This window comes from Bartonella sp. AA23NXGY, from assembly GCF_042197165.1.
GTDB lineage: Bacteria > Pseudomonadota > Alphaproteobacteria > Rhizobiales > Rhizobiaceae > Bartonella.
In genome coordinates this window covers 30,086-53,545 of sequence record NZ_JBHIRO010000006.1, presented here as the reverse complement: position 1 = coordinate 53,545, position 23,460 = coordinate 30,086, and the positions used below count along the sequence as shown (strand labels likewise).

The 23,460-nt window shown below is 39.8% G+C and carries 15 protein-coding genes; 3 read left to right on the top strand and 12 right to left on the bottom strand.

Going from position 1 to position 23,460, the window contains the following annotated elements; translation table 11 throughout:
* Positions 1-575: 575 nt before the first annotated feature.
* Both ACFINY_RS04590 and ispG read right to left on the bottom strand, forming a co-directional pair.
* Positions 576-1,727 carry an MFS transporter gene (locus ACFINY_RS04590; protein ID WP_375621014.1) on the bottom strand — a complete coding sequence of 384 codons (1,152 nt, stop codon included), beginning with the start codon at positions 1,725-1,727 and terminating at the stop codon, positions 576-578.
* 502 nt (positions 1,728-2,229) lie between these two features.
* Entirely contained in the window at positions 2,230-3,471 is a 1,242-nt protein-coding gene (ispG, locus tag ACFINY_RS04585; protein WP_375700885.1) for a flavodoxin-dependent (E)-4-hydroxy-3-methylbut-2-enyl-diphosphate synthase, read from the bottom strand.
* Positions 3,472-4,321: 850 nt separating this feature from the next.
* Between ispG and ACFINY_RS04580 the strand changes: the two genes are divergently transcribed.
* Positions 4,322-4,606 (top strand): hypothetical protein, encoded by a 285-nt coding sequence (locus ACFINY_RS04580; RefSeq protein WP_375611728.1) that lies wholly within the window; start codon positions 4,322-4,324, stop codon positions 4,604-4,606.
* 469 nt (positions 4,607-5,075) lie between these two features.
* On the opposite strand, the gene ACFINY_RS04575 is transcribed toward ACFINY_RS04580, so the two are convergent.
* The 8 genes from ACFINY_RS04575 to ACFINY_RS04540 all read right to left on the bottom strand — a co-directional run bounded on the left by ACFINY_RS04575 (position 5,076) and on the right by ACFINY_RS04540 (position 16,199).
* The gene (locus ACFINY_RS04575; RefSeq protein WP_375611727.1) at positions 5,076-6,083 is read right to left on the bottom strand and encodes an HlyD family secretion protein; all 1,008 of its coding nucleotides are present in this window, start codon (positions 6,081-6,083) and stop codon (positions 5,076-5,078) included.
* A gap of 30 nt (positions 6,084-6,113) precedes the next feature.
* Entirely contained in the window at positions 6,114-7,742 is a 1,629-nt protein-coding gene (locus ACFINY_RS04570) for an MFS transporter (protein WP_375638260.1), read from the bottom strand.
* A gap of 23 nt (positions 7,743-7,765) precedes the next feature.
* Entirely contained in the window at positions 7,766-8,182 is a 417-nt protein-coding gene (gene atpC / locus ACFINY_RS04565; protein WP_375686006.1) for an ATP synthase F1 subunit epsilon, read from the bottom strand.
* A gap of 108 nt (positions 8,183-8,290) precedes the next feature.
* On the bottom strand, positions 8,291-9,916 hold the full coding sequence (atpD, locus tag ACFINY_RS04560) for a F0F1 ATP synthase subunit beta (protein ID WP_375611724.1): 1,626 nt from the start codon (positions 9,914-9,916) through the stop codon (positions 8,291-8,293).
* 19 nt (positions 9,917-9,935) lie between these two features.
* Entirely contained in the window at positions 9,936-10,847 is a 912-nt protein-coding gene (locus tag ACFINY_RS04555) for a F0F1 ATP synthase subunit gamma (RefSeq protein WP_375611723.1), read from the bottom strand.
* Between the two features lie 20 nt (positions 10,848-10,867).
* On the bottom strand, positions 10,868-12,403 hold the full coding sequence (gene atpA, locus ACFINY_RS04550; RefSeq protein WP_375611722.1) for a F0F1 ATP synthase subunit alpha: 1,536 nt from the start codon (positions 12,401-12,403) through the stop codon (positions 10,868-10,870).
* The gene (gene atpH, locus ACFINY_RS04545) at positions 12,403-12,984 is read right to left on the bottom strand and encodes an ATP synthase F1 subunit delta (protein WP_375611721.1); all 582 of its coding nucleotides are present in this window, start codon (positions 12,982-12,984) and stop codon (positions 12,403-12,405) included. The genes atpA and atpH overlap by 1 nt, the downstream gene beginning before the upstream one ends.
* 1,019 nt (positions 12,985-14,003) lie before the next feature.
* Complete coding sequence (locus ACFINY_RS04540; RefSeq protein ID WP_375611720.1) at positions 14,004-16,199, bottom strand: primosomal protein N'; 2,196 nt, start codon at positions 16,197-16,199, stop codon at positions 14,004-14,006.
* A 1,150-nt stretch (positions 16,200-17,349) separates the two neighbouring features.
* On the opposite strand from ACFINY_RS04540, the gene fsa reads away from it, so the two are divergent.
* The gene (gene fsa / locus ACFINY_RS04535; protein ID WP_375668291.1) at positions 17,350-18,003 is read left to right on the top strand and encodes a fructose-6-phosphate aldolase; all 654 of its coding nucleotides are present in this window, start codon (positions 17,350-17,352) and stop codon (positions 18,001-18,003) included.
* Here fsa and lptE read toward each other — a convergent pair.
* The gene (lptE, locus tag ACFINY_RS04530) at positions 18,000-18,608 is read right to left on the bottom strand and encodes an LPS assembly lipoprotein LptE (RefSeq protein WP_375628707.1); all 609 of its coding nucleotides are present in this window, start codon (positions 18,606-18,608) and stop codon (positions 18,000-18,002) included. The two genes, fsa and lptE, sit on opposite strands and share 4 nt — an antisense overlap.
* Positions 18,595-21,237, bottom strand: coding sequence for a leucine--tRNA ligase (gene leuS, locus ACFINY_RS04525; protein WP_375700884.1), 2,643 nt, complete (start codon positions 21,235-21,237; stop codon positions 18,595-18,597). Before leuS ends, lptE begins: the two co-directional genes overlap by 14 nt.
* Before the next feature lie 166 nt (positions 21,238-21,403).
* Here leuS and ACFINY_RS04520 point away from each other — a divergent pair, with 166 nt between their 5' ends.
* Positions 21,404-22,093: a YggS family pyridoxal phosphate-dependent enzyme gene (locus tag ACFINY_RS04520; protein WP_375649803.1), complete on the top strand. Its 690-nt coding sequence runs from the start codon at positions 21,404-21,406 to the stop codon at positions 22,091-22,093.
* The last annotated feature ends 1,367 nt before the right edge of the window (positions 22,094-23,460 follow it).

Genomic DNA, 23,460 nt, shown 5'->3' with positions numbered 1-23,460 from the left:
GCCACAATCAAAGAGAAAATACTCAAAAATGAGAATGTACAACGTAAAAAAATTATCTCAACAAGATGATTGATATTTTAAAGGAGGCAATGGTAAAATCCGCTAAATATACCAACAATAAAATAGATCATCAAAATATCAAAATCGATCATACGGGAATTCTTATGAGGACAGGCTATAAATTGTCCGACTGCTTAAATTAGCTCTAATGAGATAAAGGGTTACCAGCAAGGAACCAATGAAAATGGGAAAACTGCTCTATCACCATTCCTTAATAAGCATATAATCTGGCACAATCATTTTCTTTATCAGCGTCCACTCTTGTCAGCAACTCTTTGTGCAATATTCATGAGCAGCATTTTCATTTCTTTTGTAATGATTGTTATGCCACGCCCACTTATAACGTACAAGCAGGTGACTTTGATTGCTTCAACATACATAGATTTTAAATAAGAATAACTGAGACTATTCAGCTTTCTCATTCAACATGCAAAAACAACGATGCGCCTTAATAAATAAAAGCCTTGCCCCACTATGAAACCCTATAAAATACATATCGTAATAAGTTAATATTTTCACTGAACTTTTTTGAGAGTTCCTTCTAAAAAAAATACCGCCAACAAGTAAATCAATAAATAAATAGCAAAAATATAAACGAGTGAGAAAAAGCCAAATATATTGACCATATACGCACTCATGTAAAAAAATACCAATAAGCTAAATCTCCCAACGGTTGACAAGAAAGATTCATATGTAGCCCTGAAATGATCACTAATACTATCGTGCAAGATAACTTCTACACGAAGATATGTATACTTAATGAGATAAAAAATCATACAGACTAAAATGACAGCCATTTCTTTTCTTGGTTCAAAGAAAGCGACTGTAGAAATCAGTAAAGCCGAAAGAAACAACAGTAAAATAAAATTCACTCTTTCACTTAGTTTTGTAAAGAGAAAACTAGCCAAGAGCTGAGAGAGCAATATCAATGAAAATGTCACACCAAGATCAAAATAAGTGACATTAATATTATGATCTTTAAATATCCACTGCCAATACTGCGAGAATATATTGAAAAAAATCAATGAAAAATAAAAGCATAAAGAGATATAAGGAACTTTAATAAAAATAGATAACATCTCCTTAGCTTCACAAATGAGAGAATTCGCTTTATTTGGTTTTTTCTCCCCCTTCAAGTCATCAAGAAAAAACAAACCAAATAGTGTCGTCATCAACATTAAAAACGCCGCGATATACCATATATATTGGCTAGAATAATCAGCAAAATATGCCCCGATTAAACTGAATATAAACATGCCGATGTAATTATATTGAGAGCTGGAACCAAGCACTTTTTTAGTGGATGTCAATTTTTCTTTTGCATATTGAACAAGTAAAGCATTATAGGCTCCAGCAATTAATGTCAGCGATAAGGCATTAAAAGTTTCTGCCAAAAGAAAACCATAAAAGCTTGTAGAAAATCCCATGAGAAAGAGCCATGTGGCAGCAAAAGCCGCTGCCAAAACGATCGATATTTTATAACTTTTTCGATCAGCAAAATATCCCAGAGGAATATCGGTAACCATCATAATAAAAGCCTGAAACGACTTAATGACACCTATATCAATAAGCGTTAAGCCTTTTTCAAGCATATAAAAGACAATAAAGGCGCCAGTTAAAATCCTTATACCGTTAAATAAAAAGCCAAACGCTAATATACTTGTCATGCACTCCCCCAATAACGCCAAAAAAGGCACCCGTATACATCATTTTATATCAATATAAAAGCTTACATTTTACGACAAATAGGACTATAATCGCTATAAGGATTTCCAATCCTATCAATTTGATACCCCAAAAAATGCTGGGAAAATGCCTGAAAAATCAATAAACAATGTTCTTTCTATAATTTGATATTTGAAGAATCCGTTAAATATTTTACTGTCTCAAGAGCAGCCAAAAAACCAGCAACAACATTTACGGATCTATTTAAAGTATTCATATCGTTTTGCTTAATAGTCTTAACACACTCAAACTCATTAATATCCTTCATAAGCTTCTGATTCTAAAACAGGCATATCATCTGGTTTTACCTAAAATAATAAGCAACCAACAACAGTATTGACCATAGCTAAAGCAGCATACAACAGCACCATCTTCACATTGAAGACAGCTTGTTTAAAAAAAAACGACACACCCTTTTTACTTCAACCTTATGCGATTTTTACCTCAACCTTGCCCAAAGCGTGTATGAATATAATCACTCAAAAGCGCTTCAAATTCTTCAGCAATGTGATCACCCCGTAAAATTTTTACCTTTTGTCCCTCAATAAAAACAGGTGCCGCAGGACTTTCCCCCACTCCAGGCAAAGAGATTCCAATATCCGCATGCTTTGACTCCCCCGGTCCATTGACGATACATCCCATCACAGCAACCTTCAAGCTTTCAACGCCAGGGTATTTTTCACGCCAAACAGGCATATTTTTGTATAAATCTGCTTCAATTTTTTGTGCCAATTGTTGAAAGACCGTTGAGGTTGTGCGCCCACAACCAGGACAAGCCGCAACAACAGGCAAAAATTGCCGAAACCCCATCACTTGCAAAAGTTCTTGCCCCACCTTTACTTCTCGTGTCCGATCACCACCAGGTTTTGGTGTTAAGGAAATTCGTATCGTATCACCAATCCCTTGCTGTAATAAAATACCCAAAGCCACCGAAGAAGCAACAATGCCCTTTGTTCCCATCCCAGCTTCCGTTAATCCCAAATGAAGAGCATAATCACAACGCGCCGCCAAGGTGGTATAAACAGCAATAAGATCTTGGACATCACTCACTTTAGCAGAAAGAATAATTTTATCACGCCCCAATCCTAACTCTTCTGCTAAAGCAGCCGAAAGCAAAGCCGACTGAACAACAGTTTCCCGCATCACTTCAGCAACCGATAAAGGATTTTCTTGCTGTGCATTTTCATCCATAAGCCGTGTTAACAACGCATTATCAAGAGAGCCCCAATTCACGCCAATGCGAATAGGTTTATGATACCGACAAGCAATCTCTATAATTTCTGCAAATTGACGATCTTTTTTTGCGCCAAAACCAACATTTCCAGGATTGATGCGATATTTTGCAAGCGCCTCAGCACACGCAGGATGCTCAGATAAAAGCTTATGACCAATATAATGAAAATCCCCCACCAATGGGATAAAAAATCCTAACCTCTCCAATCGCTCCCGTATTTTTGGTACAGCCGCCGCCGCTTCATCGCGATCAACAGTAATTCGAACCAATTGTGAACCAGCTTGCCAAAGAGCAGCTACTTGAGAAACAGTTGCATCAACATCAGCGGTATCTGTATTAGTCATTGACTGTACAACTATCGGGCTCTGCCCCCCAATAATCACATCACCAACAACAACACCAACAGATCGACGACGCTCAAGTGGTTTAGATAAAAAATAGGTCGTACTCATCAAGTCCTCAAATTTTTAAAACCTGCGCTATCAATCATTATTTACATTGACTTCCTCCGCGCTTCAAAGGACGAAAATTACACCGCCCACCAATCTTAACAGATTGCTCTCAAAAGGTTCTACCTACTAACACTGATGCAATACAATTCATAGGTAGATTCATTCTATAGACGCACCGGATAAGTTCTACTACTTCTGTTCAAGTTTATACTTCTACACTTGGTTGCTTCAAAAAGAAACTGAAACAAAACAGAGACAATACTGTATTTTTAAGTTGCATGCCGATACCTTAATCAACGTCACCACAAAACAATGTTTTACAACACAACAGATAACGCCTATCAAAGCGCAATTTTTAAAAATGCATGAAAGACATCGCCAAATTAATCCAACATATTGATTTATAATAATCTATTTTTTACAAATTTGAATAGCAACCCCAAATATCGTAAGATTTCCTCATTTTAAATCTTCTTAATTGAATCAATCAATACCACTCCCTACAGCCACAAGAGAATAGATAGATAAAAACTCCTTATAAACTATTTCAAGTGCCAAAAGCTATCCCAACACTTTAAACAAACAAAAAAATGAAGACATCGCCCACCATCTTTATGAATGAATCTTACACCATTTTGTAAAAATTTTTACCTTACATCCTTAACAAACACCATCACGAAATGAACTCAAGAACATTAAGAAATGCCTCATTAAACCCAAACTTTTAATTCTCATCTCACCCACGCGCGGCATTATCAATGCAACCTTTCAATGTTCAAGCCGTTATAGCAAAACCCCAAACACCATCCCAACTGTCACACAACAATTTAACACATGAAGGAGTCAATAAATGTGTCTATTTTCACCCCATAGAAAAAATGCTAAAATTAAAAAACGTATAGCACAATTAAAAAGAGAGCTGGTCCCCGTAAATCATTGGAGTTTTCAAAATGATAGCTTTGAAAATATTTCTGAGCTGTTTAACACATGGAAACAAAAAGGCCGTCACGCACTTTATCACCTCAACGAACATGCTACAGAATTAAAGAAAAAAGCGAAAGAAAATCCTAAAAAAACCCTCGCATTAGCAGCAGGAGTCGTTTTAGTAAGCTTCTTACTGATCCGTAAAAATTAATAACACAACCAATAACCTTCCCTTTTAATGCCCGCCTTAAAACGGGCATTTTTATGGTTTACAAAATATAAACTTTACGTCTTCCTCCTAACTTTACGCCCTCACCCAAAAGGATAAGTTTCCCATCCGACCCAGTCTATAATCCAGTTTTTTATCTGGCATCCCCCCTACCCCCATCTTCCAAACATGCGGTGACACCACACCTCAAAGGACAGTGTTGTGCAAAACCACAGGCAAAGCTTCCAATACTCCCCCCCCCTACTAAGTTAGTTCAAAAGAAATGGAAGTGAGTAAAGATGCATGCGCTTTAATATTCTAAGGAACATTATTTTACATCATGACATAAAAGTATAAGAAGCCTAAGAGCTTTAAAACATTTAGTATAGCAAACCAAACGAAATCTTCCAATGTAAACAACCACTTGCTATAAGTAAATGACGCAAAAATTAAACTGAAAAAACCCAAAATTTCATCCTCCAGAATCGACTCGCTGCGAAGTATCTACATAGGTAACCACGGACATGCCAGGAATGAGTTTTTCAATTCCTTCCTGCCCAGGATCTAAAGCAATCCGTACTGAAATACGTTGCGCAATTTTGATAAAATTACCAATTGTCGTATCCGTTTTTAACAATGAAAACTCTGAGCCTGTAGCAGGTGCAAAACGAACCACACGCCCTGTTAACTTTTTGTTGTTCAATGCATCAACAGAAAAAACAACCGGTTGTCCCACACGCATCTGAGAAAGTTGCGTTTCCTTATAATTAGCAATAATCCAAATATCATCAGAAATAACAGAGACCAATTGTGTCCCTGGCATAACATATTGCCCTACCCGCGCTCCAACTAATCCAATATAGCCTGTTCGAGGAGATAAAATCTTTGTGTGATCGAGATTAAGTTTTGCCAACTCAACACTCACCTTCGCTCCCGCAATTTCTGACTGTAAACTTTGCCGTTCAAGATCCAATTGTTTTTGCAATTGGCGTTTTGTTTCGAGAGCTGTCAAGAGTTGTGAAAGAGGACGAGAAACAGAACTTGCCGCATCACCAAAACCTAACTTTTTACTATCTGGAACAACATTGGAAAATGCTCGTGAACGCGCCAATTCCACCTCTGCTGTATTAATTTCGCCCTGCAAAAGCTGTGCTTGTAATTCAATACTTGCCAGTTTTGCATTTTTTGAATCGAGAACAGCCTGTGCCCGTGCAAGCTGCTGCCGAAAAAGAGAATCATCGAGCTCAAAAAGCAGCATTCCCTTTTCAACACGTTGATAATCTTGCACATAAATCCGTGCAATCACCCCAGAGATCTGTGAACTAACCAGAGTAACATTGCCCTTAATAGAAGCATTATCCGTTATTTGAATGTTACTCACAAAAGGAGGAAGCCTCCAAGCCCACAAAATCAGCAAAACACCCGTAATGCCCGATAGGAATGCAACAATCGTAGCTTTTGACCGTAATTTTTTTATCATTTTTTGCACCCCTCTTTCTATGACATTACTCTACTTTTCTAATGCACGCAAAGAGCATGACTTAACAATCATTGTGACAAGAAAAATAACGAATACAACCATTGAAATATAAAAATAAAGCCGAAAAACGTCATCATAAGCAAAAATATTTGCTGTTAACTTAAATTTCTCTATCAACATAGAAGTACCCTGCTCACTTCTCAAGCCATTGGGAACAGAAACACCATAAGAAGGCGAAAATAAAGTATTCATCTCACCAGAAATAAGCGGATCAGTAATAATAATATTTTGTGTTAAGGACTCAAAGTTCTTATGGGCAAAATAAAACTGAAGGCTGCCAAAAAAAGCCGACCCCATCAATCCCCCTGTCACTTGCGTTAGCAAAAAAACAGCAATAAAACTTAAAACGTAACGCGGTCCTCGCTCACCAGCGATCACAAACCCTTTGAAAAGAGCCGGAGGCAAAAAAAGTGCATAACTAAAACTCACCAACCCTTGGCTCAACATCATATCTTGTGGGCGCGTTAAATGGTTTACATGACTATCTAAATAAGCTCCTAACGCCAAACAACCCAAAGACAACAAATAAAAATAATCCTCACGCCCCGCCCGTAAAAAAAAGACACAAACAGCCCCCCCTAACAGAATCCCTAATGTCACCGCAAGATACATGGGCGCCATCTCACGATTGAGCAAACCAAAAAGATTAAAAAACCCTACGGGCAAATTTGACCGCTCCAATAAAAAAACATGAAAAATAAATAAAATAAAAACAGATTGGACCATTTCTTTACTGAAAATCCAACGGAGATCAATCAACGGTTTTTCTCTATTAAGCTCAATAATAATAGCAATAGCCAACGAGAAAATAGCAAGTGCGAGCCCCCAACCAATCCATGGTGCTTCATACCACCAATACAATATGCCAACAGACATGATCACAGCATTTAATCCAAGACCAAGAGCAATCAAACCATAGCTTATCCAATCTAATTTTTGAATAACCTTACTACGCACAACAGGAGTAAGAGGCAAAGTATAGATACAGACCAAGCTGATAAGAACCAACCCCATTTCCAGAGCGGAAAGACTGGAAAAACCACCATTTTCCAGCAAATCAGGAGAAATCAAACGTGATAAAGGTGCCGCTAAAGCCGCATTCATATAATTCAAACTAAGACCAACAGTAAACTTCTTTGCTGGAGCAAAAGCCTCCATCATATAAAGCAGCGCAAGCGAAGCCAAAGGAGCAGCAGCAATCCCAGCAAAAAAGCGAATAATCAATGCAGAACGCAAATCCGTAACAAAGAGCTGCAACACGCAAACCAAAACAAAGCCAAGAATTGATAATTCAGCAAAAGCGCGCAGCCCAAATTGATAGCGGATTTTGATCAACATAATCGCTACACTCACATTTGGCGCCATATAAGCCGCTACCAGCCATGTCGTCTCGGCCAAAGTTGCATGAAAATCACCCGTAAGATGGACAATGTTAGACTGAACAATATTAGCCCCTAAACCATAAGCCCATTGCAAAATAAGAGAAGCAAAAATATAAACAAAGCACTTTGGCAAAGGTCCCGCAAAGACACGACCAGGATGAGGAAAAGGTTTTGCACTCCTTTTAGCAGACACAACCGTACTCTTTTTTCCGCTCATGTCATCTTTTCCTGTATACTCTGCTACGCTTCTATCAACACAGCACCATCAGCTGACAACTGCTGGAAAAAAGCCTCTATTTTATGATTGTCCTCATCACTTGTCCCTCCTTCTAACGTCGCTTGAATCTGCAAAATCTGCTGTTCTAATACATCAAAAGAAAGATTCTCTACAGCCACAACGTGCTCTACCAATAAAGAGCAGCCTGAAAAGGTAATATTTGCAACACCCCCGCATACAGCAAATAATTTTTCACCCAAAGAGGTGCGAACACGAACACTGCCCAACACAATACTTGCCGCCAATGGCGCATGGTGCGCCATAACTGTCAAATAACCTGAGGCTGAAGGAAGAACAACAGACACTACCTGCTCTGAAAACACAATTTTTTCAGGCGATACAAGCTCAAATAAAAAATGCTCTTCTCTATTGTTTTCCACAAAAGTCTCCACAATACCCGATATAAGGACTCTCCGTTTTCTCCAACGACTCGTCCTTTTTAACGAAAAATACCCATGACAGTTTTCTCTTGAATAAGAAGCTTCTTACTAAGAAGCCTCTGCCATGAGACGCTTTCCTTTTTCAAGTGCTTCATCAATCGAACCAACCATATAAAAAGCAGCTTCTGGCAAATCATCATAATCGCCAGCACAAAGCCCCTTAAAGCCTTTGATTGTCTCTTCCAAAGGAACGAGTTTCCCCGGTGAACCAGTAAAGGCTTCCGCAACATGGAAAGGTTGCGAAAGGAAACGTTCAATTTTACGCGCCCGCCCCACCAGCAATTTGTCATCTTCAGAAAGTTCATCCATTCCAAGAATAGCAATAATATCCTGAAGCGCTCTATAACGTTGTAAAATGGTTTGCACTTGACAAGCAACAGTGTAATGCTCTTCCCCCACAATCAATGGATCCAACATACGCGAGAAAGAGTCAAGCGGATCAACCGCTGGATAAATCCCCTTTTCCGCAATAGAGCGCGAAAGAACAGTTGTTGCATCCAAATGAGCAAAAGACGCTGCCGGCGCCGGATCCGTCAAGTCATCTGCCGGAACATAAATTGCCTGAACGGAAGTAATAGAGCCTGTTTTTGTACTAGTAATACGTTCTTGCAACGCCCCCATATCTGTTGCCAAAGTTGGCTGATACCCCACAGCAGAAGGAATACGCCCTAAAAGAGCAGACACCTCAGCTCCTGCTTGCGTGAAACGGAAAATATTATCCACAAAGAAGAGAACATCTTGTCCTTCATCACGGAAACTTTCTGCAATTGTCAATCCTGAAAGAGCCACACGCGCACGCGCTCCTGGTGGTTCATTCATTTGCCCGTAAACAAGGGCACACTTTGACCCTTCCGTTGAACCATTATTCTCTTTTGGATTCACATTCACGCGGCTTTCGATCATTTCATAATAAAGATCATTTCCTTCACGTGTACGTTCTCCCACACCAGCAAATACAGAATAGCCACCATGTGCCTTTGCAATATTGTTTATAAGCTCCATAATGAGAACGGTTTTTCCAACACCAGCACCACCAAACAAGCCAATTTTACCTCCTTTAGAATAAGGGGCTAACAAATCCACGACTTTAATACCGGTGACAAGAATTTCCGAAACAGTCGATTGTTCAACATATTCAGGTGCCTCTTGGTGAATAGAACGTGTTTTGGTTGAAGCGATTGGTCCCACATTATCCACCGGTTCCCCAATCACATTCATAATACGTCCCAACGTTGCTTCTCCTACAGGAACGCTAATTTGTGTGCCTGTATCCACAACCTTTTGGCCCCGCATCAAACCATCAGTCGTATCCATAGCAATCGTACGCACAGTATTTTCACCCAAATGCTGCGCAACTTCTAATACTAAGCGATTACCTAAATTCTCTGTTTCCAAAGCGTTGAGAATATTTGGCAATTCACCTTCAAATTGCACATCAACGACAGCACCAATAATCTGCTTGATTTCACCAACAGCGCCTTTTGCACGCTCTTCTTTTTTTGCGGATGTATCTTTTTTTACAGGTGTATCTTTAGCTGCATCACGCGCAGGTACAGAGGAAGCCTTTACATCCACTTGAGATTTCGAAGCGGCTTTTTTCACGCTGGAACGAGCAGCTGGTTTCTTTTTTTCACCTTTTTCTGTTCCTTTGCTTGAGGTTACTGCTTTTACCATCAATCCTTACCTTCTCCATTTAAAGCGCTTCAGCGCCCGCAATAATTTCGATCAATTCTGTCGTAATCTGTGCTTGACGTTGACGATTATAAGCCACCGTCAATTTACTAATCATTTCACCCGCATTGCGCGATGCATTATCCATAGCTGTCATCTTGGCGCCCATTTCACCAGCAACATTTTCTAGCAAAGCCCGAAAGATTTGCACCGAAAGATTACGTGGTACAAGGGCCTCTAAAAGAGACGCAGCATCAGGTTCATATTCATAAACAATCGATTGTGAACCTTTGTTATGATCGGTTTGCTCCACAATATCTATTGCCCTAACAGTTGCTTTTGGAGCAACCATTGGAATCAAATCCAAAGCTGTTGGACGCTGATTAATTACGGAAACAAATTCAGAATAAAACAGCGTACAAACATCGAAAGCGCCTTCATTGAATAAATCAACAATCCGTTGACTAATCATCACTGCCTCTGCAAAACCAATTCGCTTTACAGCATGCAAATCGATATGGTCAATTATCAAACCTTTGTAATCACGCGATAAAATATCCGCGCCCTTTTTACCCACAGTGATAATTTTTACTATTTTATCAGCCGCCAACAATGCCTTAATCTGTTCACGTGCACGACGAGCAATTTGCACATTAAAAGCACCACACAAACCGCGCTCAGCAGTACACACCACCAAAAGATGCACATCATCGCGCCCCGTACCACGCATAAGAGTAGGCGCATCAACACCATCTACATCAGCAGCAACACTGGTCAAAATATCAGCCATTCTCTTCGCATAAGGGCGTGCAGACTGCGCTGCCTCTTGAGCACGATGCAACCTTGCCGCTGCAACCATTTGCATAGCTTTGGTAATCTTTTGTGTTGCTTTAACCGAAGCGATACGGTCTCTAAGATCTTTTAGTGAAGCCATTCAAGCATTCCATCAATTCATCACGAGAAATTTTTCGCATAAGTATCAAGAACAGTTATCAACTTATCTTTCAGCTCATCTGTTATTTGCTTTTGCTCAGCAATTGCCTTTAAGAGATCTTGATAATCACTACGCAACAGCACTAAAAGTCCCTGCTCAAACCGCGCAACATCAGAAACCGCCAAAGCATCAAGATAGCCATTCACACCCGCAAAAATAACCACCACCTGTTCTTCTGTTTTGAGTGGAGAAAATTGCGGCTGCTTCAACAGCTCTGTCAAACGCGCACCCCGATTTAACAGACGCTGGGTTGACGCATCCAAATCAGAGCCAAACTGCGCAAAAGCTGCCATTTCACGATATTGCGCCAATTCACCTTTAATCGAGCCAGCAACTTGCTTCATTGCCTTAATTTGTGCAGCAGAACCAACACGTGATACAGAAAGACCAACATTTACAGCAGGACGAATTCCTTGATAAAACAAATTAGTCTCTAGAAAAATTTGCCCATCAGTAATCGAAATCACATTTGTAGGAATATAGGCAGAAACATCATTTGCTTGCGTTTCAATAACTGGCAAAGCTGTCAACGACCCAGATCCATTTTCCGCATTCAACTTCGCAGCCCGCTCTAAAAGACGCGAATGCAGATAGAAAACATCTCCCGGATAAGCTTCACGACCTGGAGGACGACGCAATAAAAGAGACATTTGACGATACGCCACCGCCTGTTTTGATAAGTCATCATAACCAATCAAAGCATGTTGCCCATTATCACGGAAATACTCACCCATAGCACACCCAGCAAGAGGTGCAATAAATTGCAGTGGTGCTGGATCAGAAGCGGTCGCTGCAACAATAATAGAATATTCCAGCGCTCCACGTTCTTCTAAAACTTTAACGAATTGTGCCACCGTCGAACGTTTTTGACCGATAGCCACATAAATACAATAAACTTTGTCTTGCTCTCGTCCAGCCCCTGTCTCATGAAAAGGTTTTTGGTTTAAAAATGTATCGAGCAAAATTGCTGTTTTTCCTGTTTGGCGATCACCAATCACCAATTCACGCTGCCCCCGTCCAATAGGGATGAGTGCGTCAATCGCTTTCAATCCGGTCGACATCGGTTCATGGACAGACTGACGCGGAATAATTCCAGGAGCCTTAACATCGACACGACGACGCTCTGTTGCTTTAATGGGCCCCTTCCCATCGATAGGGTTTCCCAACGCATCAACCACACGCCCAAGCAAAGCGGGACCCACAGGAACATCGACGATAGCGCCTAGCCGCTTTACACAATCACCTTCACGAATATCACGATCTGAGCCAAAAATGACCACACCAACATTATCAACTTCCAAATTGAGTGCCATACCACGCACACCGTTTGGAAAGGCGACCATTTCCCCTGCTTGGACATTATCCAAACCATAAACGCGAGCAATACCATCCCCTACAGAGAGAACCCAACCAATTTCTGAAACCTCAGCCTTTTGGTCAAAGTTTTTGATTTGCTCTTTTAGAATTTTTGAAATTTCAGATGGTCTAATATCCATCAGCTGACCTCTTTTTTCAATGCAAGCTTAAGTGAAGACAATTTTGTGAGAAGAGACGTATCAATTTGAGACGATCCCACACGAACGATTAATCCACCAAGAATTGTTGGATCCACAATGATGTGCAGCAAGACTTTTCCTCCAACAACACCTTGCAAAGCCTCACACAACTCTTGTCTTTGTTGAGAACTTAAAGGGCATGCAGAAACAATTTGCGCAGTAACCTGCCTACGAGCGCGTGCAACACAATGCTGGAAAGCACGTAAAATACCAAATACGGCACTAAGCCTACGGTTTGTTGCAATAACGCGTAAAAAATTACCAATGACCTGCCCTGCGTTTTTATCAGCAAATTTGATGTTTGCACAAACAGATTGCATCACCTTAATTTGCTCTTTAACTGAAAAGAATGGACTAAGCACAAAGCGTTTTAAATCCTTATGCTCCAAAACAAGTAAAAGATCCTCTACTGCCTTTTCAACCTTTTCAACGTTTCCGGCTTCTTGAACGCAATCAAAAAGCGCTTGCGCATAGCGTTGATCTACCAACGGCAGCGGTATGAGAGAAAATGAATCCGACACGAAATACCGCCTCTTTCCCTTGAGCGACTCTCTGATAGTTATCAGATGAAATGAAACAGACATTCTCAATCTTAAGAATCTTTTTCTTAAAACCTAGAACAAAAATCACTTGGTTTCTAGCATAGACATAGCCGACTCGCAACACCACAAATCGCTGCTTTTTAAAAATTTTAATAAAATATTCAAAATATTTTTGAAAAGCATTTTTTTTAGATATACAGGATGGCATCACAGTTTTTTTATGCCTCTTTTTGACATTCTCTGAGCGATTTTTTCACTCTCTTTGATTTTTCTTCAAATGCCCTTGCCACCATAATAAAATACTTCTTCTCCCAAAAACACTCCCTTTATCACCACAAGACCTTTAATGAGATGCAGCTGCGATTGAAAAAGTCTATTATTTCAAACTGATAAGAAAGAAAAAATAATGAATATCCTCCTAAAAATTAAAGAAAACATTGCTCTTTTTTCTTCAAATACCCACTCCTTTTAAAAAATTTCACCAAGTAATATTTTCTTGTAAGCACACTCTTTAAATATACAAAACATTGATTTATAATGATAATATATCATTTTTCATACCGGACAAGCTTCAAATATCGACAAATTCTCTCTTTTCAAATTTTTTTATCAAAATCACGCCCTTCATTAAGCCCGCATAGCTTCACTTTATATGGCACTATATTGCACTGATTTAGAAAAAGCATAGATCAATTTGAACGCGAATAGAATTGGGTATTTTGGGTGTACAGCTAAGCATTTTCAGCCCTTATAAAAAGAATCCGCCTATCAAAAGAATACTGTCCCTCATACAAAAAAGAAGTAAAAGCCGAAATGATAGTGCCCTCGAAGAAGAGAGGCGCTTCTGCTGGTTCTATAACAAAGATATTTTTTCCCGTGGCTCTACTTAATGCAATACATGTATCATATTTTGCTGCTTGGATGCTTATTCTGAATAATATAAGAGTTCAAGTAAAGCACCTTAAGCAAAGAGACCTTCACTTTATGCGATACTGGTTTTAGAAAAAACTTTGCGGATCAATATCAATTTGAACCCGAACGGAACTGGGCATTTTGGGTGTACCGCTAAGCATTGCACGTATAAACCCTTGTATATCAAAAGAACGCTGTCCTTGCAGCAAAAGCCGAAAACGATAACGCCCCCGAACCAAAGCCAAAGGCGCTTCTGCTGGTCCCATAACCAAGATATTTTTTTCCCGTGGCGCTGCCTGACGCAATGCGCGCGCATAATGTTCTGCTGCTTGGCGCTGTTGTGCAGACACGATCAAAGAGGCAAGCCGCCCATAGGGAGGCAAATGATAATGCTGACGTGCTGCAATCTCACGTGTGTAAAAATCTTCTGGCTGGCATGCAAGTAAGGCTTTGATGACCGGATGATCTGGTTGATAAGTTTGCAATAATCCTAAACTTTTCAATCCCACACGCCCTGCTCTTCCGGTAACTTGAGAAAGCAGCTGATAGGTACGTTCACTTGCGCGTAAATCGCCATTGGCAAGACCAAGATCAGCATCAATAACGCCAACCAGAGAGAGCTTGGGAAAATGATGTCCTTTAGCGACCAACTGTGTTCCAATAATAATGTCCACATCGCCATTTGCAATGGCTTGTAATTCGCTTCGCAACTTCCCAATCCCTCCTTTGAGATCTGTTGAAAGGATCAATGATCGCGCTTGAGGAAAAAGCATTTGTGTTTCTTCGGCAATTCTTTCCACACCCGGTCCACAAGCCACGAGATGATCTAAGGTTCCGCATTCAGGACAGGCTTCAGGAAGTGGTTCATGATATCCACAATGATGACATTTCAGTTGCCCTTGCGCACGATGTTCTACCAACCAACTTGAACAATCGGTACAATGAAAACGATGTCCGCAAATTCGGCATAAAGTCAAAGGTGCATAACCACGACGATTAAGAAAAAGAAGAGCTTGTTCGCCCTTATCAAGCGTTTGTTTTAAAGCCCTTTCAAGAGCAAAGGAAATAAAGCGCCCCTTTTGCACCCCTCCTTGGCGCATATCAACCACCCGCAACTGTGGAAGTGCAGCTTCTTTAAAACGGGAAGGTAAATGCACCTTTTGATAACGCCCTTTTAAAACATTGGCTTGGCTTTCAATCGACGGTGTGGCTGAAGATAAAATAACAGGAAAATGCTCAAAAGAGCCCCGTGCAACAGCCATATCACGCGCATGATAAAAAATGCGCTCTTCTTGTTTATAAGCGCTATCGTGCTCTTCATCGACAACAATCAAGCCAAGCTCATGAAAGGGAAGAAAAAGTGCTGAACGAGCCCCCGCAACGACACGCACCCGCCCTTCTGCAACTTGCCGCCAGACGCGTTCTCTACGACGTGGCGTCAGATCAGAATGCCATTCTGCTGCCGCAGCGCCAAAGCGTGCATAAAAACGATCTAAAAACTGCTGCGTTAAAGCAATTTCCGGCAATAAAATTAAAACCTGCTTACCTCCTCTGAAGGCTTGAGCGACCGCTTCAAAATAAACTTCCGTCTTTCCTGATCCGGTAACACCATCAAGCAAAAAAACTTGAAACTGAGAAGATAAAACACCTTCCCGCAATAATGTTGCTGCTTCATTTTGCGCTCCCTGCAACTGAGGGGGACAAAAATCAGGATCAGGCATTGCCACAAGATCAGGAGCAGGAACCTTAACATCTTCAAAAATTCCTAGCGCTTTTAAACCTTCAACAACAGAAACCGAAGTTCCAGCCGCATGTGCCAGACCAGAACGTGTCCATATCTTCTCATTACGCACCAATTCCAAAATCCGTGATCGCGCTGGTGTGAGACGTTCTACATTTCCACCACAATATCGCAAACCCAGCATCTGCGCTTCCGGCTCTAAAGCAGCCGGTACCGACAAAACCAATCGTGCTACAAGACCAAAAGGTGCCATTGTATAGCGACTAACAAAACGCAAAAATGTGATCATTTCTGCCTTTAATGGGGGACAATCAAAAACATGAAGCAGAGAGCGTAATTTTTCACGCGCCACAGGAGCAGACTTTTGCCCATCGGCTGTCTGCTCTCCAACGTCCACAACAAAACCGCAAAGCTCACGCCCCATCAACGGAACCCGAACAAAGGAACCAACGTTCACCTCCATAGAAGATGGAACTTTATAACTATAAGCGTGAGCAACAGGAAGAGGAACCAATACGGATACAATCTTTTCCTCTATCATGTTTGAATTCATCTTTTAAACCAATCTACGACCTATTGAACACCAACAGGCCTAAACCTTAATCTTTAAACACTCTTATAAAATTCATTGCAGGATTCAATCCCCCCGATTACAACACTTTTCTAACAAAAATTCTTTTTAATACTCATTTCATCACCAAAGTGCCAATAAAAGAACCAATCTCATCGTCTATAATAAAAAACTCTATAGCAAAAAAAACAGCGCCATTCTTCTGTGCAAATAAAGCGCATCACTATTAAGCATTCAACATGCTATCGGTTAAGTGCATCCTTCAACAAAGCGATCCCATAATATGACTTCTTCCCAACGCACACTTTTATTTTTTTACCGCCTCATATCTCAATTTATCTTCAACAAACTGATTTATAAAGATATAATCATCATTTTACCTATTGTAATAAAACCCTCAATACGATGAATTTTTCTCATTTCAACCCCATCGAGGAACATTTGTAAATCCTTATTGATGAAAGAGTATCCCATGATTTTAATTATAGGGAGAATAATATTGCAAATGGAGCCGTTACAATATTCACCTTGGCTTTGTGCCAAAACGTGAAAACACGTGTATACATCTTTCAGCTTGATTGAGAATCAAGCAACAATACAAGCAGCACAAAAGCGTATTGTTGAAGAATGGAGAACACAGAATAAATCAATGTAATTGACCATAAAAAAACCCTTCATGCGTAAAATTTTACAGGCGTTCTTCAACAGTGTTTTACGACAAAATAAATCCATCCGCTTTCATCAAAAACAAAGTTAAACATACCCCCTAAAAAAGGAAGGTATCTTATGATGCACTCTCAAATATCAAGAGCAATCGCAAATAGGAAATGAGCAAAGTGTTTGATAATGCTAGCTTATTTCCATAAATATAAAAACACCGCTACGCAAAGATGCCAATACGCAAAAATATTGGTACGCAATGAATTCTATGCCTTATCACGAGTAACACTATGAAATGGGTGTGGAAACGATAAATCATATTTCTTTACCGAAAACGGGTACATGATTAACACCATAGCATTCTTGTTCTTTACACAGATATTAATTCTTTCTCTTGCTTTTGCAGTCAACAATAGCGCATAACAAAAAATAGGATAAAGCTAAAAAGAAGAGGTTAGAGATGAAATTTTTTGTGGATAGCGCCAATATTGAAGAAATTCAAGAGTTACAGAATTTAAGCCTTGTTGATGGTGTCACAACCAATCCCTCTCTTATCCTAAAATCAGGACGCAATATTCTTGATGTTACAAAAGAAATTTGTGCTCTCGTTAGCGGACCTGTTTCTGCTGAAGTTGCAGCAACAGAATTTGAAAACATGATGAAAGAAGCAGCTGTTTTAGCAAAGATTGCCGACAATATTTGTATCAAGCTTCCTTTAACACTCGATGGATTAAAAGCCTGTAAAGCCCTCACAGCAGCAGGACTAAAAACAAATCTCACCCTTTGTTTTTCTGCCAATCAAGCCTTATTAGCCGCCAAAGCAGGCGCAACATTCGTTTCACCTTTTATTGGTAGACTTGATGATTGTGGAAATGATGGAAGTGAACTGCTTCATGAAATTCGCACAATTTATGATAACTATAACTTTGAAACACAAATCTTGGCCGCTTCAATCCGCACCGTTAATCATGTCAAAGAAGCAGCACTCAGTGGTGCTGACATTGCAACAGTTCCACCAGCAATCTTAAAAGCACTGGTCAAACACCCTCTCACCGACAAAGGGTTGCAAATATTCCTCGACGACTGGAAAAAAACAGGACAAAATATTGCTTAATATCTAGAATTTTTATTGGAAAGATCTTTTGAAAGTAACAAAAAGATCTGTTCAGCCAACTCTTCCGCAACACGTTTTTTTGCATCTTCTTCTGCTTGCAGCGTTGCATATTCTTGACGAAGTCGCTCAAAAGATGCATTCATCATTGCTGTTCCTTTTGCAACAAGAGTATTTTTCATATCCTGCAAAGTGTAAGAAGCTCTGCTCATAACAGTTCCAACAGAAGGTCGTCCCTTTCTCTTTTTCTCGAAATCAACCTCTATCTGCATAGATTCTCTTGTAAAGACGGATATCTGTAATGCCAATTGATAAGCAGGTAGAGAAGGTTTAGCACCATTTCCATACAAAAGAAAAAGCAGATGGTTGCGCACCATTTGTCCAAAACGATCCGAAGGTTCTTCCACAACAATAGAAGCAAGCTTTTGCGCTAATCCCAAAGAAGCTTGTCCAGAAGGGTATCCAGAAGCAGGATTCCCATAAGAAGCAGAATCCATTGTCATTGCACTCTGCAACTCTTGACGGTAAAGCGGTTCAACTTTGCATCCACACAACAGTGTGAATACACCAGCTAAAATGACAAGAATAGAACTTCTAAAAAACGACATTCACAATCCTTTGTGGAACAACAATGATTTTTTTCACAGGCTTTTCAATTAGCTGCGCCTTTACAAAATCTAACGCCAAAACCGCTTCTTTAATCATCACCTCATCAGCAGTTGCTGCAACGCTCACCTCACCACGTTTTTTACCATTAATTTGTACTGGCAAAGTATAGCATTCCGCAACGGTTAACGTGGGATCATAAATAGGCCAAGCAAGCGCAGATATTAAATTTTTTCCCCCTAAAGCAGCATGACATTCTTCTGCTAAATGGGGCATCATGGGTGCAATCATAGCAAGAAAAAAATCCATGGCTTGACGTAAAGAAGCTTTCATTTCATCGTCAACACTTTCTATCCTATTTAACAACGGCGCCATAATATTCAAGAATTCATAAAGGCGTGCAATAGCCCGATTAAAAGCGAATTTTTCCAAATCATCTTCTACAGCGTGGAGCGTGCGATGTGCGACCTTTGAGAGTTCCAAAGCCGCTCCCTGATGCCCTGCACAAGGCGCCACATCCTTTAAAATAGAAGCACTCACAGCCACATGGCGCCAAACACGCTGTACAAAGCGATGTGCACCTTCAACACCAGATTCTGTCCAAATGACATCCCGCTCGGGAGGAGAATCTGACAACACAAACCAACGCACAGTATCAGCGCCATAAGATGCAATAATATCATCAGGATCAACGACATTCTTTTTTGATTTTGACATTTTCTCAATCAAACCAATCGTCACTTCACTTTGATCGGTTAATTTATAAGCACACCGCTTTCCATCTTTTTCAACAATCGAAATTTCTGCTGGAGAAACCCACCCTTTATCATCTCGATAGGTTTCATGCACCACCATACCTTGGGTAAAAAGCCCCTTAAAAGGCTCATCTACCGTCACATGACCGACCAATTTCATGGCACGCATAAAAAAGCGTGCATAAAGAAGATGCAAAATGGCATGCTCAATTCCACCAATATATTGTTGCACAGGCAACCATTCAGAGATTGCTTGTTTGTCGACAGGTTCCTGCGCAAAAGGAGCCGTAAAGCGTGCATAATACCAAGAAGAGTCAACAAATGTATCCATGGTATCGGTTTCACGTTTGGCAGGTTGACCACAGGAAGGACAAGTAACATTCTGCCATGTTTCATGTCGTGCAAGAGGATTTCCTGGTTGATCAAAAGTAACATCATCAGGCAACACAACCGGTAAATTGGCACGTGGAACAGGAACAACCCCACAAGTTGTACAATGGATCATCGGAATGGGACACCCCCAATAACGTTGACGTGAAATCCCCCAATCACGCAAACGAAATTGCACTGTTTTCTTCCCTTGCGGTTGCCCATTGAGCATTTGTTTTTCAAGCTTTTTAGCAGCTTCTTCAAAAGCTTGTCGGGGTGTCAAACCATCCAAAAAACTAGAATTGATCATCACCCCATCACCCGTATAAGGTGTTTCAGGTGTAACAAAATCTTCTGCTTGCTCTCCTTTTGGTAAAACCACGGGTTTTATTGGAAGATCATATTTACGCGCAAAATCGAAATCTCTCTGATCATGAGCTGGACAACCAAAAACAACCCCTGTTCCATAGTCCATAAGCACAAAATTCGCGATATAAACGGGAATATGTACTGTTGAATCGAAAGGATGAACAGCCAAAAGGGGCGTGAGAAACCCTTGTTTTTCAGCTGTTTCAAGTGCTGCCGTTGTCGTTCCACCACACCGACAATTTTCAATAAAAGCACTCAACGCTTTGTCTTTTTTTGCCAAAGCTTGTGCAATAGGATGATCAACAGACAGAGCCAAAAAGGAAGCGCCAAACAGTGTATCAGGACGCGTTGAATAACAAACAACCTCATCAAATTTCTCACAAACATCATCAGCATCACCCGCCGACTTTAAAGCCCAACGAATCAGCAAACCTTGTGATTTTCCAATCCAGTTTTTTTGCATGGTGCGAACTTTTTCCGGCCATTGGTTCAGCTCTTCAAGCCCTGCCAAGAGATCTTCACTAAAGTCGCTAATTTTGAAAAACCACTGCGTCAACTCACGTTGTTCAACCAACACACCAGAACGCCATCCCCGCCCATCAACAACCTGTTCATTGGCCAAAACAGTATGATCAACAGGATCCCAATTCACCTTAGCCACTTTACGTGCTACCAACCCCTTTTGATAGAAATCAAGGAACAACATTTGTTGTCGGTGGTAATATTCCTCATCACAAGTCGCAAATTCCCGAGTCCAATCTATCGAGAGCCCTAATTGTTTTAATTGCCCACGCATCACCGCAATATTTTGATAGGTCCAAGTTTTAGGGTGCACTTTATTTTGCATAGCGGCATTTTCAGCCGGCATCCCAAAAGCATCCCACCCCATGGGATGAAGCACATTAAACCCCTTGGCGCGTTTATAGCGTGCAACCACATCCCCCATGGCATAATTGCGCACATGCCCCATGTGAATACGGCCAGAAGGATAAGGAAACATCTCTAAAACATAATATTTTTCACGAGCATCTTCTTGGACAGTCTGAAAAATTTTCTTTTCATCCCAAATTTCTTGCCATTTTTTTTCTCTCGCCCGTGGATTATAGCGTTCGCCTATCTTATAATGCTCAATCGTCATTCCCATTATACTCTTTTAATAAAACTGAACCAAAAACTTGTTTTATTATGCTTGACCATGGATTAACCTCATCGTCAACATTTTCGTGAAATATTTCCCTAAGTATTTTATAAAACTTTAAAAAAAAACGACCAACTCTTGAACAAAAAAGGTAAAGCACAAAAATATGAATACACAAACACCCCTTGATGCCCCTTCCGTTGAAGCATGGCAAAACCTTCAAAAAGACATTGCTGAAACATGTCAAGAGTTACAACGCCCTGTAGAAGAAATTGAACTTATCGCTGTTTCAAAAACTGTTTCTGCTATTGATATACGACCCCTTTTGCAAGCAGGCCAATCTTTGTTTGCAGAAAACCGCGTACAAGAAGCAGCACAAAAATGGCCTGCTTTACGTCAACAATTTGAAAATATTAAACTTCATCTCATTGGTCCCCTACAATCAAATAAAACAGCAGAGGCGATCAAACTTTTTGATGTTATTCAAACGGTTGACCGTGAAAAAATAGCCAAAAGCTTAGCTGAAGAAATGGAAAAACAAAAAAAGCATCTCCCCTGCTATGTTCAAGTTAACATTGGCTTAGAACCGCAAAAAAGTGGTATAGCACCACAAGAAGCTACATCTTTTGTCAACCAATGCAAAAACAATTATGGACTTGATATCATCGGACTTATGGGCATCCCCCCTGTCGACGAAAACCCCGGTCCCTATTTCGCTCTTCTAGCAAAATTAGCAAAACAAGCAGGTCTTCCAAAGCTTTCCATGGGTATGTCCAGTGATTTCAAAACCGCTCTACAGTTTGGCTCTAATGTCCTTCGCATTGGCTCCGCTTTATTTGGAAAACGCCCTGTGTAAAGCAATTTCCCCTCATATAAATCTATTCCCCCTTCAATAAATTCCCATTGAAGATTCTACGAACAAGCCAAAAACAGCAGAAATGAGAAAAATATTTCCTTCAATCTCAATAAAGGAGCAATTCTAGCAAAAAAGATTCCAGTCCCTCTTTCATCCTGTTAGCAAAATAAGCAAAAAAGCTGGTCTTCTCAAATTTCTCACCGGCACATCCACAACACGTACAATAGCTTCAAAATAGCATTACAATTTGGCTCTCATATTCTCGCATATTGGCTCTACTTTACTCCCCTCTGAACGCCTCTCCAGCAAAAGCAACATAAAAAATAAATCCTTATATAAAAGCAAAATGATAAGAGGGGCGTTGAGCATGAATGAAAAAACTGTCGCAAAATCACTAATAGCAAAAGAATATTGAATACGATTATCGCAATGATTTTCATTGAAAATCACGCATTCTCTTAACTTCTCCAACATGCGTAAACAATTTCCCCGCATGCCAATGGCGTAAAGCAGGCAAAAGAGGCTTATGGCTGCATAATACAATAACAAAACTCTTTCATGTAAGTCACTTGAGCAAAATAAACATCTCAAATACCCAATAGAGCACCAAGAGCCGCGCTAAACAACATGCTAGCAATCTATAAGATCAACGATAGCATAGAGGCTTTCTATGCTCTACAAAGCGTAAATACAGTCAATATCCGCCTGAAAAATAAAAGAACTAATCCCAAGCATATGCGCATAATACATGCAGGCAAAACAATGGCAATGAGACCGATTTCAATAACGATATTTCTTTATCTTTCTCGTAAACAAAGAGAAAAACTTCAACTTTTCATATGCGCAATTTTTCTGATTTTAAACTTTAATTAAGAAAAACCATGGGGTATTTCTTATATTTTAAAATATTGTAAATAATATTATTATCTTTTTAAGAAAAATATTAATATATACATAACATATATATGATTTATATAGTATTTTTATTTCCATTTTTAAAATTTATCTTTGACAATGATCTAAAATACGTAATAACCATTTGAAATGTATCATTGTGATACTACTTTTAATGTGGATAATTAAGGAGAATTAATATTTTTGGTTCATTCAACACATTCGGTCATATGGCGACAAAGATATCTCTGAAGTTAAATAATTTTGTAAGTATATTTGTAAGAATATACCAAAATTAAATATCTACATCTGTGCATAAAATAATTTTCAGAGATATCTATTGTGGATCACATCTTATAATCAGGATTTTTTTATAATGAATATTTGTTATGAAATAATAAGGCTGTTTTGTATTCTCATTGTCTTTATCCCTATATATGCTATTGGTTTTAAAAAAATTGGTGGTTACAGTT